We start from the raw sequence: 16676 nt of genomic DNA, 5'->3' as shown, positions 1-16676 counted from the left end.
AGTGCTGGCAAGAGAGATACTTCTAATGGGTATATCTTTATCGTATTGCAGGATGTACCGCAGTGAACTACCCATGCTGACCTGAGTACAGTTTAAGTGGGAGACTTACGGTGATTTAGTTAAATTCATAAATGCTGTGAAGCGCAAAACCCCTACAGAGGTTTATTGAAGTTGAAAAACCTCTGTACCTTGGGGATTTCCAAAAAAGAAATAAGTTATCAGAACTTCGGAGCATTTCGTTTGCGCTTTTGCTTACACGCAAAGGAGACGCTGGCTATGCTCATTTTATGCCTAACGCCGCAAAAGAACCTCCCAGGTAGAGCCACCAACTACGCCGTCAGCTTCTAAAGCATAGCGCTTTTGTGCAGCTTTCACTGCTGCTTCGGTTGTCTCGCCAAAGTCTCCATCGGCATCACCTTTCAAGAAACCAAGCTTTTTCAGTTGTTGTTGCAATTTAACAACTTCAGAACCACGTAATCCTATACGCAAAATTGGCAATCCTTCTGAGGTGTATTGAATACCAGGAGTTCGTTTTGTAGTTGTGTTTGACTGAGTTCGAGTAGTTGATGTAGTACGCTTCGGCGTTTTCTTTGTACTAGAAGTTGTAGTTTTTCTGGGAGTAGCAGGTTTTGGTTCAGGGTTGTTCGTAACTTGGGTTACAGCTTTTTTTGGGGTAGGAGGTTTTGGTTCTGGTCTAGTCGGAACTTGTGTTACAGCTTGTCTGGGAGGGTTAGGGTTGGGATTTGCAACGTTGGTGAGGTTACTAGCCTGGGTTGGAACAGGAAAATTTGTAGCTGAGTTAAATCTTGGCTGGGATGAAGGGGCGGTTGATGCTGCTACTGGTTGATTAGGAAAAAGTCGTTGCCAAGTGCTGGCATCAACAACGCCATCTGGATTCAAGCCAGCTGCTTGTTTAAATCGGGAAACAGCACTAGCTGTATTCTCACTGTAAATACCATCTACTGCACCAGAATAAAAACCCAAAAGTTTCAGAGCTGCTTGAAGTTCAGCCACACGTTCGCCTTGGCTACCAACTTTCAGGCTAGGGCGGTTGATACTATTTCCAGGATTTACTTGGGCAATTTTTTGTGGGGCTGCTATTGATACTAGAGTCGTTGAGGTAATAAGCAGAGGCGTAGTCAAGAACAAGAGTATTTTAATGGCTGATAAAGATTTAGACCTCTTTGGGCACCAATCTTTTTGCCGCTTTTCCATTCTACAGCGATTTACAGTTGGGTCTAGTAATTTTAAGTAACTCAAAATACTTGCTGTCAGGCTGCTTTGCATGGAATTCACTCCCAGAATATTCTCATGCTAATGGTACAGCCGCTTGGTCGAAAAAACAGCTGCTGGATTTTACGATATCTCCAACAGGCGTCGCTGTGGCACATTCTCAGTTACGCGATCGCTCGATTAATTGCTTCTTCTTGACCAACTAAAGACAAGTAAGGCTCTTTTAAATATTTACAAGCTGAAGCGATCGCATCCTTGGCACTCACCGCCGCAATCAATTCTTGGAACTTGGTGTCAAAATCAATTCCTAAGCCCAAAATTTCATACCAACCGTATATCTGAGCAATTTGCCCGTTCGTTTGTTTACCCAAGGCGTATTGCCCCAGAATCTTGTTTTTAGCAGCTTGGAGTGCGCTTTCGGATACTTCGGTGGTACATAACAAATCTACTTCTGTACGCAGTCCTTCTAGGGCAATGCTGGTATTTTCTGGTGCTGTACCCATATAAACTACAAAGGAGGCTGGAAATAGCCTTGTGGAGTAAAAAGCGGATACTTCGTAAGCTAAACCACGCTTTTCCCGCAATTCGACAAACAAGCGACTAGAAAGTCCATTTCCCAAGTAGGTACACAGTAACTTCAGGGCGGCGTAGTCAACAGAACTCACTGATGTTCCCAAATACCCAAGCATCACGATTGATTGTTGTGTCTGTACTGGCTTAACCCTTACCTGCGGTTCTACCTTAATCTCAGGTAAATTCAGTATTGGCAGTGCTTGGGCTGGCGCTTGCCAATCAGCAAAAACTTCTTCCACCAACGCTGCTGCATCTGTGGGTGTGACTCTACCAGCAATACTAATTACTACATTATCTGGACGGAAATAAGTCTGGTGATACTCCACTAAATCCGCACGAGTTAAGCGGCTCATGGTGGTTTCATCTCCCAGCACTGACATGGAGTATGGATGATCTTGGTACATTACCTGCCGCATTTGTTCAAAGGCGACATTGAACGGTTGCTCTTTTTGGGAACGAATATCCTGGAGTGCTAAACGCCGTTCTAGTTCCACTTGAGTTTCAGGAAAAGTCGGCGATCGCAAAATCCGCCCTGCCAATGTTAAAATTTCCCCAAAATCAGATGTTACCGTCTTGAAAGATAGCAAAAAATAATCAGTGCCAGTATCCGCACTCAAACTCGCCCCTACAGACTCGACAATTTCAGCAATTTCCAAGCTAGAAAGACCATCGCATCCCTTTGTCATCACTGCTGAGAGCAAATGTGCCAACCCTGCTTGCTCCCGGTTTTCGTTACAACTACCGGCACGCACAAAGATTCGCGCTGCAATAATGTCCGCAGCCGGATTTTCTGCCACCAGCACGACAAGGCCATTGTTCAATACAGTGCGATGGATGGGCGATTTTTGCAGCAAGGTTGTCATTTATCATTTGTCCTTTGTCATTTGTCATTTGTCCTTTGTCATCTGTCCTTTGTCATTCGTCTTTTGCTAATGACAAAGGACAGATGACTAACACGGTTTAAGTACAGTAACCGCGTAATTCTCCGGTGATAGATACTGTTTAGCTAATTCTTGCAGTTCTTTGGTATCAAAAGACTGAATCTGCTGGGGATATGTCACAGCTAATTCAGCTTGGGCAATGGTATTGTAATATCCATAAAGCCCTGTAAGTTGATTTGGCGTTTCGGTAGAAAACGCATACTCGTTACATAGCAACCTGCGTGTACGAGCAAGTTCTTGTTCGCTAATTCCTTTAGTCTGCAAATCATCCAAATGAGCGCAAATTAAAGACTCAACTTCCTCCAGATTTTCTGGTTCTAACCAAGCAGTAATTGTAAATAAACTCGATTCCCGTTGTAGAGAAAAACTACTGCAAATCCCCTGTACCAATTGCAAATCTTCTCGTAAATCACGCACTAAACGTGAAGTCCGCCCTTCTGCCAATAAAACTGACAAAAAATCTAAACCATAGCCAGTACGGATATCTTCTACTCCGGGTACCAGCCACGCCATCAACAATCGCGCTTGCTCTATGCGTGGTAAATACAACTCTTGACGATGAATTCCTGTTATCACTGGCTTTGTCACTCTCTCAAACTGCGGACAATTCGAGCGTTCGGCAAAATCAGCAAATGAATGATTTACCATTTCCCAAGCGGGTTGCTGGGCTATACCTCCGGCAATTACCACCGTCATGTTTTCTGGCTGATAGTGGGCGTGGTGAAAACAGCGCATTGCTTCTGGTGACTGCTGCATCAGTTCTTGCTCAGTACCCAACACCGAACGCCCGTAAGGGTGATGCGGATAGATGCTTTGAATTAGAGCTTGAAATCCTATCCAGTCGGGATCGTCCTGACATGAGCGAATTTCTTCTAGCACCACGTCCCGTTCGCGGCTAAATTCATCTTTTGGAATTGCCGCATTGAGTAGTAGTTCTCCCAAGTAGGGTAGAGTATCTTTTAAATAAGGGGCAGCTGTGGTGAGTGAATAATGAGCATAATCATAGCTTGTCGCTGCATTACTTACGCCACCCCGGTTTTCAACTTCGGAATCGAACATTCCAGGGGGTAGCGTCGCCGTACCTTTAAAAATCATGTGTTCTAAAAAGTGCGCCATACCAAACCACGGTTTTGGCTCTAGGCTGGCTCCAGCACGCACCCAAACATCCGCCACAACTACGGGAGTAGTGGGAATTTCTTGATGAATAAAAGTTAAACCACTCTCTAGTCGGAAGACTGAGGCTGAAAATAGGGTATCAGTTAGTTGTTTTAACAATTTTTTGTAGCTTTAACCACAATTTAACGCAATTGTGTCATTTTAACTCTGAACGATATCTCATTTAGAATCAAGTTATACAGATTTTGTAGAATTGTGCTACCGCTGTTCTCTGCACTACCGAGAATCCCCAGAGAGGAAACTGAAGTTAGCACATGGGAAAACAGCGTTCGCTTGCCTGTACACTACGCAACGCCTGCTAGAAGGTAGTGGACATAGTGCGGGGGAAGGTTAACTCTTCTTCAGAATGGGAGGCAGGGAATAAATACTTGTGTCTAAAGTTTGTTAAAAGGATCTTCCTCCTCCATTTTGATCACATCTTGAAATTCTCGGATTTTAAAACTTCCCTGAAGCTGCAAGTGTTTTTCAATATCTTTCATAGAGGTGTAAAGGCGATTAGTTCTATGCTCCATCGTTTCCTTAATTCCACCAATTAGCAATGTTATGGTATCTTTTCGGTTTACATAGTCTTGAATATGTAAATCAAGTCTATGATCTATATCTGTGATTTTTTTTAGCATTATCAGCATAACCCTTTAAATCTTCTTCAATCTTTTCAATTGAAGAGGAAATTTTATTAATACTAGTAACAATTTTTATTCTTAAACCAGCTAAAATAGAAACACTAACAAGAATGCCCAAAATATCCCAGTACTTTCTAGAGTTAATACTATTCCAGGAGAACTATTACTAGAAGAGTTGGTAACAGCTATTGTTGATCGTATAGTACTCATTTAAATATTTAGCAATACTTTAATTGTATTTACATCATTTTCTAGCGTCGTTGAATCTGTTCCTTCGTACTGGTAAATAGCAACATTGGAATTGATAAACCATTTAGGAACTTGAAGGGATAGAAAATAATTAATATTCAAATCATCAAAAACTATTAAATTGAACTTACCTAAAAACAAGCTTTCCGGCTCACCCACGAAACTTGCACCCAAACCAGTTGTTAAGCTGCGGCGCAAGTATCCTGCATAATTCCAAATCTTTCCTATAGGAATAGTAGTACTGACAGATACAGCAATGATGGGTTTGTCAAACACTACAGGAATATTTATCTCAGTTATCTTTTGATAAATTGGCTTCCCTGTTGAATCATTTAAGTAACTTACAGCAGGAAAAGAATTACTGTATTGCAAATGCCAATTATTTTCTATCCCTAGCTGCAAGATTCTAGTCATCTCAACCGTAGACAATATCAAAAACAGGGGTCAGATGCTCAAAAGGATCTAACCCTGTTTGAGCTAGCACATCAAAGTAAAAATCAGCGTCAACCTTTCCACCAAGCCAACCGACCATTGCAGTATTAGCAATTATCATTTGCTCAAAAGTAGTTTCTTGCCCATTTTCATCATGTCCTGAAGCAATAGCTAAAGTATCTCGGATATCTTCAGAAGGTAAAATAATGTTGTTATTCATTTTCTGGAACAATCAAGACTTTATTAGATGCAGTAGTACCAGCAATAACCTTGTTGATGAAAGTATCGTAAGCCCCAGAACCCTGAATTTGAGTAACAGCTTGAACGAATGTTTCAGAGGCTTTCCCGCGGCCAAAAGGAGTAGAAACCGTGTCAGTAACTATTTTTTTGTACTTATTGCCGCTGATACGTCCTTCTTTTTCAAGAACTTGTTTGACAACAGAAATACAAGAAAGTTTGGCGAAATTGTATCTAGTATGGGATAAAGCAATCAAACCCGGTTCTGATGTTGATGTTGGTGCGCTCTCTAATACTCTTCCAGCACCATCCGTGCCACCTTGAACAATTGCCAGAAGTTCTGTAATATTTGCTTGAACGGCTTGTACTGGCTGGGTATTATCTGGTATTGATTTTTGTATAATTAATAATCCGCTTGGAGTATTGAATGGCCGAATATACCCCTGGACTCTTTTCACTAATATCCTGGGTACGTCTTTTTTGTTCGCTTTATATAAAGCTTGCTTTTCTGCGCGAGTCTTTTTTTGCCACGCCAGCACCTTTACCTTTTCCCAGTCAGCTGCTAATTCAGCGCCTCTGGACATATCACTATATCTACCCATAGTCTTTTTTACCTCTTGTTCTCTTTAAACTAACCCTATATTTCAAACTATTTTTTATCGGAGATATAGTATATGTCCCAGCTATATTAACAGCTGAACTTTAACCAAGGGGTCGTATCTGCCCGTAGTATCAATTAGAAACACAGGATTAGGCTCACCGAGAATAAAGCAATAAGCATACCTAAATCGTAGTTTCATAATTCGTCGATAAGCTTTTAATTTTCGCTTTTTACCCATAATTGTTTGGGTTTCAGTAACTTCACCAATTGTGCTAGGTTTTTTTGGATTACCTACACTTATATGGCTTTCATCAAAAACTACATCAATTACATTACAAATTTTTTTATAAATATCGATGGCGTCTTCTTCTGTATGTGCAAATATTTTAGTCCCATTTGGAAAGCCATTCTTAACATCTTTGTAACTGATACATAGATTCCCTTTAGTTAGCATAATTCCTTGTTTATTAACAAGAAACTGTGATTTGATTTCAGTAGCTATCTCAATTAGTTTTTCACGTAAATTCAATGAAGTGTTTTCTAGTTTCATTAGCCTAACGCTGCATTCAGCGTCAGCTTTATAATCCTGTCCTTCTGGCATCGAAGCAGAGTCCTGTGAAAAATAAAAAATTATTTTGGGATGTCCCGTAACCGGAATATCAATACTTTCTCTACTGCCGTAAAATAAAGCTAATCCTTTTCTTCCATATCCCAACAAATCAAACAATAAATGATGCCTAAGATTCATCATTAATTGGTTGTCATTATCAACCATTGTGCAAGCAACTCTTAATGCACTTCTAGGATTTGCTATGTTTGGCTTCCAGTCATCACCCAAATCACTAAAGTATCGTTTTACAAGTGCATTATGTTGGGGAATATATACAGCTTGTAAATGCTCAAAAGAGTCAAAATTATCTGGTAATGAGTCTGTAGATGGTGTTTTAGCTGTGGGTGAAGTCATGTGAGGATTGAGAGTTCTCCCAGTAACTATGTCGGACGTAGGCGGAAGTTGTCTGCCAAGTTCATCTCTTGGCGGAATATATGATGGCGTGCTTTCCGTCATGCTTAGTCGTCTCCGTCAAAGATATCTTCTAGGGTTGCTTCAATAAAGTTTTTACTGTCGGCTTTTGCTTGCTTCCCAGCATCGGCTGTCTTGGTTGGATCGGGAACAGTAAGCCCAGGCTCATGTCGTAGGTTATTACCAAGGGAGTCTTTTATTGGGTGGCCATCGCCGTCTTTTGGATCTTCTTGTGTGAGATTTTTACGAAGTTGAGCCACACTATCGTTAATGCCAATTGCTGCTTCCTTGATGGCAATTGGAATAGCAATTACTGCTGCAATAGTGGATGCTTTTTCGCTAGCACCTTGCAGGAAGTTGAAAAACTTACCTTGCAAATTTGGCTGTGGGTTCATGTACCCATAAGCATTTTCAAGTAGTACACCACCTTTGCGCAATGCGTTACCGATTTTACCGACATTGCCACCAATGACTTCCATACTAGCCGTCAGTACGCCCATCATATTTGAAAGCTGATTATGGACATTCACTACTGACTGATAAATCCTATTTGCTTTTGCCCAATCCTCAGTAATTTGTGCATAGTTAGCAGCGCCAATGGTATCCTTGATGATTTCCTTTGCTGCTTTTCCTAATACGGTGCTAATGCTTATTGATTCACCGTTTAAGCCCTTTGGTAATATAAATCCAGTTATCTGATCTATAATTGTTCCCAGCGTCATTGCAACGTCATTGCTCAACATCACAGCGTTATGTACTGTCGCCGCGAACGTCATAATATTTAGAGCAGTATTTACTAATGCACTACTTGCAAACGCTGTAATCAGTGCGGTTAATGCGGTGAACTGTGCTACAAGAAATCCTTTGACTCCGCCGATGGCGCTAGTTGTTACTGTGTTTATGCTTGTTCGAGTTGCAGCGTGTTGAGTAACGATCAAAGCCTTTAAACTCGCCAAATCTACTGGATTCACGTCTCTGCCATCCCTGCCGTTTCTTCCGGGCAAACCGTTTACACCGTTCCTGCCATCTCTGCCAGGTACTGCGGGCACTTGTACTATTGTGGTCACACCGTCCCTGCCCGGTATACCCTGTATTCCTTGTATTCCTTGTAATCCCCTTTCACCCTGCCTACCTGGTGCGCCATCTCTGCCAGGTATTCCAGGTATACCCGGCAAGCCGCATAACGATTTCACAGTCTGGTACAAGGCAATTGCCGTGAGTCCTGTAGTCACTGCTACACCTACTTTACCTAGTGCGTCGCCAGCAATACGTTTGGCTTGCTCCCCAATACCTTCGGCTTTGACACCTTGTTTGTATGCTGTTGCAGCATTTTTGTTGGCAATTGCCGTGTTGCGTACCGCACCGTCTGCGGTCAATTGTGCCTGTTTTGCATTAGTAATTGCAGTCTTTCCAAAGTTCTCAGCACGAGTTGCTGTCACCTGCGCTGCACCCGCTTTCAGGTTTGCCGCTTCACCTATACCCTTGGCATCGAGTGCGATATTTTTTGCTTGTACTGCCAGAGACTCCGAAGCACCGATCCGATTTTGAAGTCCTAGCAGTTTACCGAGAACACGGGATAAATCATTACCAATTGCTTGTAATCCATCTTCAACAGCGTCAATCCTTCCTCCTAAAACATTCAAAGTTGCCAACTGCTCAATCAAAGTAAAAAGTGTTCCAATAACCTGAAAAATTTCTAGAATTCTACCCGCGAGTCGCCCTGTTGCCGCAAGTGCTTCACTGCTTATACCAACTGCATTTGCAGCCTTCGTCAATGCAATACCGACCTTTGATTCTAAGGTTGCGATCGCTTTGCCAAAGCCATCGACTTTAGCCCCAATGCCATTAACAAGCTGTTTTAAGCCGTTTGCATCAAGAGATGCGTTCAGCGCTGCTTTTGAGGCCGTAGCAGCTTCAGTGGCAGCATTTGTAGCTTTTGTGCTTGCCGTAATAACTTCGTTTTTAGCCTGATTTGATAATCCTCTAGCTAATTCCGCATCTTTTCTTGTGGCTTCAGTTGCACTCTCTAAAGCATTAAATTTCGCTGCATTCTTGCGTTCAATTTGTGCCATTCGTTCGGCATCTCGTGCATTACGTCGCTCTAGCTCTTTTAAATCAGCCTCCGCAATCTCTAATTGTTTATTCACCCGATTCTATCGCGCTTGTTCACCCTTGAGTTGAGTGACTTCTGCTTGCGCTTCTTTCATTTGTCTGGCATATTCAGCAGCGTTTCTTTCTGCCCTAGTAGCTGTATCCCTCGCTCCTCTAGCTTCAATTTCTAATAATCTTTGTTTTTTTGTGTTCTCTACAACTTGTAAAAAAGCATCGGTTGCTTTTTGTTTAGCAGCATCAATTTGTAGTTGCAATTTGTTAGCAGTTACCACACCTACTGCTGCTACAGCAGTCAAAATGTCGGGTTGCAGTGACGCTTTAAGTGATGTTTTCAGGGTGTTTTCATCAACACCCTTAAGGTTTAAAAGTCGAGCATTAATCGCATTAATTTGTGATTGCAAGTTCTGACAACAATCGCACTTACCAGCACAATTCAGCGCTGATTGCATACTCCCAATCACGCTGGAGGTACTCATATTTAGTTGCAATTCCTATTTCTTAGTTGAGTGGATAAACCCTCTATTTGCGCCCATTCAATATTAGAAATACACTTGCCGCTACAGCCGTAACTACCGCAGGCTACTTCGCAAGCCAATAACGAAGCATATAAACCTAGAGTGCCATGAGTACTTGCAGGTACACATATACCGTTAATACAATCGTGCGGTACATCAGTGCTGTCTAATATTCAGATACAGGAATCTAGTAGCCATCCTGCCCCAGGATAAACATCAATGCCGTTCACAAGGCAACAGTAGGCGTTCTGTCCAGCAAAAAAAGTGAGGAAAGTATAGGTGACATCATACCCACCTGAAGCATTGGGAGGGATATCAATATTAGGAGAGTCACCTGGAATGTAACTAACCGTTGCACCATTGCCAATTGTTCCGTGTACGTGTCCGGTTGCCATTAGTAATTATCCGGGTCAATTACTGAGGCAGTGTCAATTTTGGCAAGGTTAACTATTATCTGATCAACCCGATATTGATCGTTGTTTGTACCCCGATTAGTGAAGCTAGGGTATCCAGGCCCAATGTAAATAGACTGGTCAACATTTGCATCAAAGTTGGTTTGGGCCAGATTGGTTTGAGCCATCAACACAATACCTGTTAGCAAACTTTCAGCACTGTTGCTCGCACTTGCAGTTAAACGAGGAAGGGCTGCTTTTTGAATTGTGATACTGCTGCTATCCTGAGTTGCCCCCGTGCCAAAAACTTCTACTAAAGTTAGTTCTGCCATAAAAGCGAATTTTGATGAAGTGAATAAATCCGTTTTATGCGGTAGCCAAAATTATGTAAATGTTCCACTTTTCTGTAGAAGTGGAATATTCACTGATGCCATGTATCCTTTGCCAGCATTAGGATTGAGCGAATATTTACTAATAGTGAATATTTAGGAAATTCCACTTTCACCTCTGAACCAGGTAAAAGCGGAATACGAGAAGTTTATTTTTTATATCTATGCCAAAGAATAACAGAAAGGGAAAAGCCGCAGTATTAACAGATGGTGAATATTCAAAAATTCGACGGCAGATTAGAACTGAGAAGTACAGATTGCTTTTGGATCTTGCATGGTTCACCGGCGAGCGGTGGGGGGCGCTGGTTCAACTCAAGGTGAGTGATGTTTACGATCGTACTGGTAAGCCCAAAAAAGACATCATCTTCCCCGCGATCATCAGGAAACACAGACCAGACGGGACGGCTGAAACGACAGAAATTCCAGTACATCACATTTTGAAGGAATCACTGGAGCGATACCAACCAGAAACAGATAGCGAGTGGTTATTCCCCTCAAGGTGCGGAACTAAGCCAATCTGTTGGAAAAATGCTTATGACATTTTCATGCGGGCATCGGATGACGCGGGATTTGATGCTAAAGGAATTTCGACCCATAGCACCCGCCGGAGTATGGTCAACAAATTGCGGAAAAGTGGCATTTCTAAAGAAATCATCCGCACTTTCACCGGACACCGCGACAACAAAGGACTTGACCCTTATTTTGAAATTGAAATGGACGAACGCCGGGGCGCGATCGCAACTCTATGAACGCCAACCTGCTATTCCTCCAAATTGAGATATTTTTTGATCGCTTACAGAAAGGTGAATATGACCATCCTTTGTATTTAGCTATGGCACTGGAAAATCTCGCTTCTCAGGCATGGGATGAGGTTGACCAACTCTACCCAAACCTGTGACAAAGCTTGTCGGGGAGGATAGGCTGGACTCAGGTAACACCTAGCCTTACCGGATTTCAAAAGCGATCGCACTTCGGCTTACAAGCGCGATCGCATTTTTCATTTTTGAGGACTTAATGAAATTCACTCCCAATAAAAATTTTGCTTTTAAACAATATTCTACGAAAAATCAAGACTTTTACCCCACTTGTGGAGGCCCGCAGTACAGCTTCCCCTTGTTGAGAATGCTTGACACTAGATAGTTGTTGGGCATTAATCATTGGTCATTAGTCATTGGGGAGCAGGGGGCATGGGGGATGACCGGGGCTTTTCGGCTTCGGCTATCGCCATTGCTAAATATTCTTTGGCATTATCAATTCTGCCTGCATCCAGTTCGACTTGGATAATCTTGCACCACTCCAATAACCCAATAAGCCTCATTTCATGGGTATCGGGAATTAGTTTGTCTAAGCTTGCAAAAACATCTGTATCGCTAAGATGTGGATTTTTATTCATAACTGCTAACTCCTAACTCTTAACTCCTAACTCCTAACTCCTAACTCCTAACTCTTAACTCTTTGTTTGCATTCACTTTCAAAACACTGTATCCTGCCTTGAAACAGGCCTTTCAAGGTAATGGTAATGCTAAAGCCGGGGAAGAATCACACCAGCTGGCAACCAGCTTGGAATCACGGTAAAACTCAATCGATCCGCGTACCAGTCGCACTTGTTCCCCAGGTCTTAGAATACGCTAGGGCATTGGACGGGGCTAATGACCCACTGGAATATCTAGTCAACAAGTTTTTGAAAATTAAGCGTCGGCAGTACTCCCGTCCTATTCACAATGACGAAATGACTAGTGGCGATCGCTGGAAAATTTTCAATGAGTTTCGCCGCTAGTTACTTTGGCATAAGAGTCATTAGTCATTAGTCATTGGGCATTGGGGAGTTACGCCAGGAGCGGATTAAGTTTTCAATCTCCACCGGGGTTAATCCATCCGCGATCGCAATCTCAACTTCCTCCCTCCTGCTTTGGGCCAGCTGCGATCGCACATTCCCCCCGGTGATGTGCCGATGCCTAATCTTCCCCCCAGTCTTCCAGCAATAGCGGTAATAATGGTTATCTTTGCGCTTGGAAGGATGATACTTTTCTACCCAGTGAAGATGTTCCAGAACAGCTTTAATGTGTTCTGGAACATCGGTATAGTCCCCGAATCCTGGGGTATTTTGTTCTGGAACAGGATTTTTGGTATCACGTTCCAGAACAAAACTTTGGCGCTCGCTAGGGGAAATCTGCGAGTGACTACTGACTAATTGAGCTGCCTGTGTATCCCGTTCCAGAACGCGGCCTGACTCCCAATCACTCCAGGCTTGCTTATATTCGGTCAGATTTAAAAAATCGTCTGGGTCTGGTGGCTCGTCGCTGTCATCATAAAAAATTGTCAGTTGTCCGTTGTCGCTTAGATGGGGCACTTCTCCAAAGTCGGCGGGATTCCAGCGATCCTAGAAGTTAGTTCCCCAAACTCAGGTTCACAAGAGGGAGCAGGGGGGAGAGGGGGAGCCGTTGCAACTGACTCGACCGCGAACAATGTCAGCTGCCTGGGGACCCTTCCGTTGTCGGTTTCCGTCATAATTAGGTTAGTGTTAATCCCCACCACAGGGCTGTAAGCAAGCACTGTGGTGAGTTTTTTAGATTTCGGACTTAGGCGATCGCTTGAGTTGTTTCCAGTCGTCTGGAAGTTCACCCACCTCTGTAATGCCCAAATCTCTGCATATAGCTTTCAAATGAGCAAGGGATGGGCCATCATCAAGTAGGTCGGCGACATCTATCTGCATTGACTTTGCAAGAATCTTAAGGGAAACTCCCAGTTCACGAGCTAATGCGATAGCACGATCAAACCTGGGGATAGATTCTCCCCTCTCCCAGTCGCCAATAATACGAATGCCTACTTTCATTCGACGGCTTAATTCTGGTTGAGTTAGGTTTGCACTTTCTCGAAGTCCTTTCAAGGTTGGCTGCTCTCGATTGTCGGATTCCGTCATAATTAGGTTAGTGTTAATCCCTACCACAGGGCTGTAAGCAAGCACTGTGGCGAATTTTTTCACATCAGTCAGCTACCTCGTAGTCGTCAGGTATGGCTGACACATCAACCCCTAACGATTTGAACATAGTCTTCAAGGAGACTTTGTATAAACGGCATAGTGCTGCAATGTTTTCAGCACTTGGCATAGCTTTTCCAGACTCCCAGTCAGCTTGCCGTCGCTCTGAAACACCTATTCTCTGTTTAACTTGAGGACGTGTTAGTCCTGATTCTTCTCTTAGTAGCCTCAAGGGAGACTTTTCCTGTTCTTGTTGGTTATCTTCTATCATAGACGCTTAGTTCATGAATGAAACGTCTTGAAAGAAGACATGACAGGACGTATCATTCATGTTGAACGACAAAAAAAGACCAGCCGATATAACTGACTCGGCAGAGAGATGGTTTTATTTGGCTGGTTTCACCTAAAGTGTCTCATCTGAGTAACAAAAGCCAAATCCGGGAAAATTAGCACTTTGTGTAATAGCCGTTGAAAGCCGATGAAGGGTGTTTCAGGCTACCAGTGTCCCGTAAGCGGTGAAGTAAGTTGAGAACTGAAGTGTTTGTCTATACAAGTCGCGGCTTAGATAAAAGCTGGTGACGTGCATTTGTATGCGGCCGCAATCTGTAAATGACCTTAGTAAGGCGCTCCACAGTTACCTTGGGCTATTTGCCGACGTGGTGACACGGTGGGCTGTGGAAATTAAGACCTGGGTGAAAATCCCGTAGAGGCTGGCGTGTAGGTAATGGCTCACGCACAGATGCACGATCGTGAAATTGCAAATCACCGTGTGGTTATGCAATTGCTCACAGTTTCTTATGAATTTCGCGCAAACCTGCGACCGGTCGGACTTTTTTACTTATATGACTGAGAAGGGAAAGTATGTAACACGAAAAAAACGGATTCGCCAACTAGAAAAAGAAATTGAGCAGTTGAAATGTCAGGTTAAAACCCTCACCCAACTGCTTGACGATGCCCACGGGATGATTTATCGTTCCCGTCCTGGCTTGGCGCGTGGCATTGAGGAAGATTTTCACTCTGAGTTATTGCCATCAGAATTACCAGCGATCGCTAAAAAACCATCGCGACGCAAAATCCCAAATTTATCAATTGCACCCCGCGCCGACTTGGTGATGGAACGTGATCGGAATGGCCGCCTAATTATTAAGGGCACGGCTAACTCTTCATCACCGCGCCCTCAAACTTAACTATTTTTGTAAGAGGAATATGCCTATAAAATAACTTTCATTGATATGAGCCAAAAGTAAACCGTTCCACAAAAAAACCAGTCATCAGCTGATTGGTTGACTGGTTTTTCTTGTAATCAAATTTAAATTATGCAGATTAAACAACACGAATCTGATCTATTGCTTTCTAATGACTTTCTGTCATATTTGGTTGTCGCTTATGCCCTCGTCACAGAGGATTTAGCAAAACACACAGGACAATCGGCGATTGTTCACCGAGTGAAATACCTGGATATTGGACAACAAAAGTTTCATCAATTTTCTGATGAGGAATTACACACCTTTTTGAAAGAGAACTACCCAACCTAATTTATCAACAGCATTTACCCATGACTTATCGACAACAGCTTTTTGATTGGATCGTTGTCAAAGAAGCAACGCCATGCAATTGGGTTATTTTATCCCAATTTAGAAAACGCAACGATGCGGATAGCTACTACCAAATGATGAGAAAACTATCCCCGGACCCGATTGAAGTGGTTTTCCGCAACCGCCTCACAGAGTTTGGACTGTAGGTTAATTCAAAAGCGAACGCACCAATGACAACGCGATCGCCTTAGACCACCAAAATTAGTTTACCAAAATGCACACCATAGTTAATACCCCATCTGTGTTTACCTGTAAATTGCCGACAGCTGGGTGGATAAACCTGGCTCAAATCCGCCAAATTCGATTTGAAGATTTACCCAGCCGTACTCTCGTCGTCACTTGGCAGAACGGAGACACGCAACTATTCTTCAGTGAAGATGCTGTAGCTCTAATCGCCGCCTGGGAGGAAGCTGCTGTACTGTTGGCTGAACGTTGTAGCAATCATCGTGTTAAAAACCGGAGGTAACTTATGACCAAGCACGACACTTGGGTGACACTCAAGCCCAGCAATCCCTTTGAGCCAATTTTAGATTTATTTCCAGACGGCATGATACCCATGCGTGACCCGTTTCCCCTGGAGCGAGTGACCACAGCTGATAGCGAACAAGTGGTGCTGTGGATTGTTGACCTGGAACGGCTCAAAAGTTCTCAAGCTACTGCTATTTCTCAACTGATTGCCAGTACTTGCAACACCAATTCACTTGAAGTTGCACAAGAGGCAATGTCTAAAGGTGGCTTTGCAATGAAACATGAGTGGGTTGATTTTATGTGGTGTGGATCAGAAGGGTTTCAAAGGCAGAAAGAACTGGCTGACTTTTTTGAAACTGTACCACAGCCACCTAGCGCCCGCGCATACCGAGAATTTTACAACAGCCAACACAAGCGCTGGATTGAAGGTAACGAGCAGCCGCCGCCAATTAATTCTATTGAGGATGTCGACCCCAGATTCCGTACTCCAGAAGTCGAACGTGCTTTGAAGATGAGGAAGATTGAAACTGCACTAGGGCAAGGTAATTACTCAGTCTTTGATGTTTTAAGCGGTCAAGCAATGATTGATGTTCTTAACCAAATTGACCCGGAAAACGAATATTCATTAGTTGGATATGATGACGAATTTGATGATGAGGAAATTTATGAATGAGTAATGAAGAAAACATTAGTTTACCCAAAGATGTATGTGTTCTGAATACTTTAGCTATGGGAATAGCTATACAAATTATTGCCCAAACAACTGGGGAAAGCATAGAAGCATGGAAAAACCATATAGGGGTAATAGCTAATGAGCAGTACCGTCAATTATCTGCTGAACGAATGCAGGAAATAGTTAACGAACTTAAAAGCTTTTAGAGCGCCTGATGAGGCTAACTGACACACTAGCCGAAACGGTGGCATTATTGCCACCGTTTCGGCTAGTGTGTCCAAAGCATCCGCAAGTTAATTAGAGAAAGTGCGGCGTTCACCGAGAATTGCGCCCCTCAATTGTGGCGTTCTTAATTTCAGGCGCGGCACTTCTTAAGTTAACTCCCCGAATGCGTTTACTCCTGAATCGCGCCCCTCAAGCGTGGGGCGTTAGGGTGATTCGTGCGCTATTAAATTCGGGATATCCAAAG

At 43.1% G+C, this 16676-nt stretch carries 27 protein-coding genes; 10 read left to right on the top strand and 17 right to left on the bottom strand.

Annotated elements, in window-relative coordinates:
• Positions 1 to 291: 291 nt before the first annotated feature.
• The gene (locus V7K60_RS19560; protein WP_442944431.1) at positions 292 to 1287 is read right to left on the bottom strand and encodes a peptidoglycan-binding domain-containing protein; all 996 of its coding nucleotides are present in this window, start codon (positions 1285 to 1287) and stop codon (positions 292 to 294) included.
• Here V7K60_RS19560 and V7K60_RS19555 point away from each other — a divergent pair.
• Complete coding sequence (locus V7K60_RS19555; RefSeq protein WP_334927497.1) at positions 1185 to 1439, top strand: hypothetical protein; 255 nt, start codon at positions 1185 to 1187, stop codon at positions 1437 to 1439. The genes V7K60_RS19560 and V7K60_RS19555 overlap by 103 nt on opposite strands.
• Here the strand turns inward: V7K60_RS19555 and V7K60_RS19550 are convergent.
• The 11 genes from V7K60_RS19550 to V7K60_RS19500 all read right to left on the bottom strand — a co-directional run bounded on the left by V7K60_RS19550 (position 1398) and on the right by V7K60_RS19500 (position 10437).
• Positions 1398 to 2669: a M16 family metallopeptidase gene (locus V7K60_RS19550; RefSeq protein ID WP_334927496.1), complete on the bottom strand. Its 1272-nt coding sequence runs from the start codon at positions 2667 to 2669 to the stop codon at positions 1398 to 1400. The genes V7K60_RS19555 and V7K60_RS19550 overlap by 42 nt on opposite strands.
• A gap of 87 nt (positions 2670 to 2756) precedes the next feature.
• Positions 2757 to 4022 (bottom strand): M16 family metallopeptidase, encoded by a 1266-nt coding sequence (locus V7K60_RS19545; RefSeq protein WP_334927495.1) that lies wholly within the window; start codon positions 4020 to 4022, stop codon positions 2757 to 2759.
• Positions 4023 to 4297: 275 nt separating this feature from the next.
• On the bottom strand, positions 4298 to 4543 hold the full coding sequence (locus V7K60_RS19540; RefSeq protein ID WP_334927494.1) for a hypothetical protein: 246 nt from the start codon (positions 4541 to 4543) through the stop codon (positions 4298 to 4300).
• A 213-nt stretch (positions 4544 to 4756) separates the two neighbouring features.
• Positions 4757 to 5209 carry a hypothetical protein gene (locus V7K60_RS19535; RefSeq protein WP_334927493.1) on the bottom strand — a complete coding sequence of 151 codons (453 nt, stop codon included), beginning with the start codon at positions 5207 to 5209 and terminating at the stop codon, positions 4757 to 4759.
• A 1-nt stretch (position 5210) separates the two neighbouring features.
• Positions 5211 to 5447 carry a hypothetical protein gene (locus V7K60_RS19530; RefSeq protein WP_334927492.1) on the bottom strand — a complete coding sequence of 79 codons (237 nt, stop codon included), beginning with the start codon at positions 5445 to 5447 and terminating at the stop codon, positions 5211 to 5213.
• A complete protein-coding gene (locus tag V7K60_RS19525) occupies positions 5440 to 6066 on the bottom strand; it encodes a hypothetical protein (RefSeq protein WP_334927491.1) in 627 nt (208 codons plus the stop codon). Before V7K60_RS19525 ends, V7K60_RS19530 begins: the two co-directional genes overlap by 8 nt.
• Positions 6067 to 6147: 81 nt before the next feature.
• Complete coding sequence (locus V7K60_RS19520; protein WP_334927490.1) at positions 6148 to 7029, bottom strand: hypothetical protein; 882 nt, start codon at positions 7027 to 7029, stop codon at positions 6148 to 6150.
• A 104-nt stretch (positions 7030 to 7133) separates the two neighbouring features.
• On the bottom strand, positions 7134 to 9233 hold the full coding sequence (locus V7K60_RS19515; RefSeq protein WP_334927489.1) for a collagen-like protein: 2100 nt from the start codon (positions 9231 to 9233) through the stop codon (positions 7134 to 7136).
• 6 nt (positions 9234 to 9239) lie between these two features.
• Positions 9240 to 9674: a hypothetical protein gene (locus V7K60_RS19510; protein WP_334927487.1), complete on the bottom strand. Its 435-nt coding sequence runs from the start codon at positions 9672 to 9674 to the stop codon at positions 9240 to 9242.
• Positions 9675 to 9886: 212 nt separating this feature from the next.
• On the bottom strand, positions 9887 to 10108 hold the full coding sequence (locus V7K60_RS19505) for a hypothetical protein (protein WP_334927485.1): 222 nt from the start codon (positions 10106 to 10108) through the stop codon (positions 9887 to 9889).
• Positions 10108 to 10437, bottom strand: a complete 330-nt coding sequence (locus V7K60_RS19500; RefSeq protein ID WP_334927483.1) for a hypothetical protein — start codon at positions 10435 to 10437, stop codon at positions 10108 to 10110. The genes V7K60_RS19505 and V7K60_RS19500 overlap by 1 nt, the downstream gene beginning before the upstream one ends.
• Before the next feature lie 221 nt (positions 10438 to 10658).
• On the opposite strand from V7K60_RS19500, the gene V7K60_RS19495 reads away from it, so the two are divergent.
• Together V7K60_RS19495 and V7K60_RS19490 are read left to right on the top strand one after the other, a co-directional pair.
• Positions 10659 to 11243 carry a tyrosine-type recombinase/integrase gene (locus V7K60_RS19495; RefSeq protein WP_334927481.1) on the top strand — a complete coding sequence of 195 codons (585 nt, stop codon included), beginning with the start codon at positions 10659 to 10661 and terminating at the stop codon, positions 11241 to 11243.
• Positions 11240 to 11392: a hypothetical protein gene (locus V7K60_RS19490; protein WP_334927479.1), complete on the top strand. Its 153-nt coding sequence runs from the start codon at positions 11240 to 11242 to the stop codon at positions 11390 to 11392. The genes V7K60_RS19495 and V7K60_RS19490 overlap by 4 nt, the downstream gene beginning before the upstream one ends.
• Positions 11393 to 11505: 113 nt before the next feature.
• Here V7K60_RS19490 and V7K60_RS19485 read toward each other — a convergent pair whose 3' ends face one another.
• Positions 11506 to 11652, bottom strand: a complete 147-nt coding sequence (locus V7K60_RS19485; protein ID WP_334927477.1) for a hypothetical protein — start codon at positions 11650 to 11652, stop codon at positions 11506 to 11508.
• A gap of 10 nt (positions 11653 to 11662) precedes the next feature.
• On the bottom strand, positions 11663 to 11887 hold the full coding sequence (locus V7K60_RS19480; RefSeq protein WP_334927475.1) for a hypothetical protein: 225 nt from the start codon (positions 11885 to 11887) through the stop codon (positions 11663 to 11665).
• 126 nt (positions 11888 to 12013) lie between these two features.
• On the opposite strand from V7K60_RS19480, the gene V7K60_RS19475 reads away from it, so the two are divergent.
• On the top strand, positions 12014 to 12271 hold the full coding sequence (locus V7K60_RS19475) for a hypothetical protein (protein WP_334927474.1): 258 nt from the start codon (positions 12014 to 12016) through the stop codon (positions 12269 to 12271).
• Positions 12272 to 12298: 27 nt separating this feature from the next.
• Here V7K60_RS19475 and V7K60_RS19470 read toward each other — a convergent pair whose 3' ends face one another.
• From V7K60_RS19470 to V7K60_RS19460, 3 genes are all read right to left on the bottom strand, one after another.
• Positions 12299 to 12844 (bottom strand): hypothetical protein, encoded by a 546-nt coding sequence (locus V7K60_RS19470; RefSeq protein WP_334927472.1) that lies wholly within the window; start codon positions 12842 to 12844, stop codon positions 12299 to 12301.
• A gap of 216 nt (positions 12845 to 13060) precedes the next feature.
• Positions 13061 to 13477 carry a helix-turn-helix domain-containing protein gene (locus tag V7K60_RS19465; protein ID WP_334927470.1) on the bottom strand — a complete coding sequence of 139 codons (417 nt, stop codon included), beginning with the start codon at positions 13475 to 13477 and terminating at the stop codon, positions 13061 to 13063.
• A gap of 1 nt (position 13478) precedes the next feature.
• On the bottom strand, positions 13479 to 13742 hold the full coding sequence (locus V7K60_RS19460) for a helix-turn-helix domain-containing protein (RefSeq protein WP_334927468.1): 264 nt from the start codon (positions 13740 to 13742) through the stop codon (positions 13479 to 13481).
• A gap of 571 nt (positions 13743 to 14313) precedes the next feature.
• On the opposite strand from V7K60_RS19460, the gene V7K60_RS19455 reads away from it, so the two are divergent.
• The 6 genes from V7K60_RS19455 (at position 14314) to V7K60_RS19430 (ending at position 16413) form a co-directional block, all read left to right on the top strand.
• Complete coding sequence (locus V7K60_RS19455; protein WP_334927465.1) at positions 14314 to 14658, top strand: hypothetical protein; 345 nt, start codon at positions 14314 to 14316, stop codon at positions 14656 to 14658.
• A gap of 129 nt (positions 14659 to 14787) precedes the next feature.
• Positions 14788 to 15006, top strand: coding sequence for a hypothetical protein (locus tag V7K60_RS19450; RefSeq protein ID WP_334927463.1), 219 nt, complete (start codon positions 14788 to 14790; stop codon positions 15004 to 15006).
• 20 nt (positions 15007 to 15026) lie between these two features.
• Entirely contained in the window at positions 15027 to 15212 is a 186-nt protein-coding gene (locus V7K60_RS19445; protein WP_334927462.1) for a hypothetical protein, read from the top strand.
• Between the two features lie 68 nt (positions 15213 to 15280).
• Positions 15281 to 15532, top strand: a complete 252-nt coding sequence (locus tag V7K60_RS19440; RefSeq protein WP_334927460.1) for a hypothetical protein — start codon at positions 15281 to 15283, stop codon at positions 15530 to 15532.
• Positions 15533 to 15535: 3 nt separating this feature from the next.
• Positions 15536 to 16207, top strand: a complete 672-nt coding sequence (locus tag V7K60_RS19435) for a hypothetical protein (RefSeq protein WP_334927458.1) — start codon at positions 15536 to 15538, stop codon at positions 16205 to 16207.
• Positions 16204 to 16413: a hypothetical protein gene (locus tag V7K60_RS19430; protein WP_334927456.1), complete on the top strand. Its 210-nt coding sequence runs from the start codon at positions 16204 to 16206 to the stop codon at positions 16411 to 16413. The genes V7K60_RS19435 and V7K60_RS19430 overlap by 4 nt, the downstream gene beginning before the upstream one ends.
• The last annotated feature ends 263 nt before the right edge of the window (positions 16414 to 16676 follow it).

The sequence above is a fragment of the Nostoc sp. genome (genome assembly GCF_036917555.1).
Taxonomy (GTDB): Bacteria; Cyanobacteriota; Cyanobacteriia; order Cyanobacteriales; family Nostocaceae; genus Nostoc.
The sequence above is the reverse complement of the archived record's forward strand: the minus strand, read 5'-3'. Positions and strand labels throughout refer to the sequence as shown.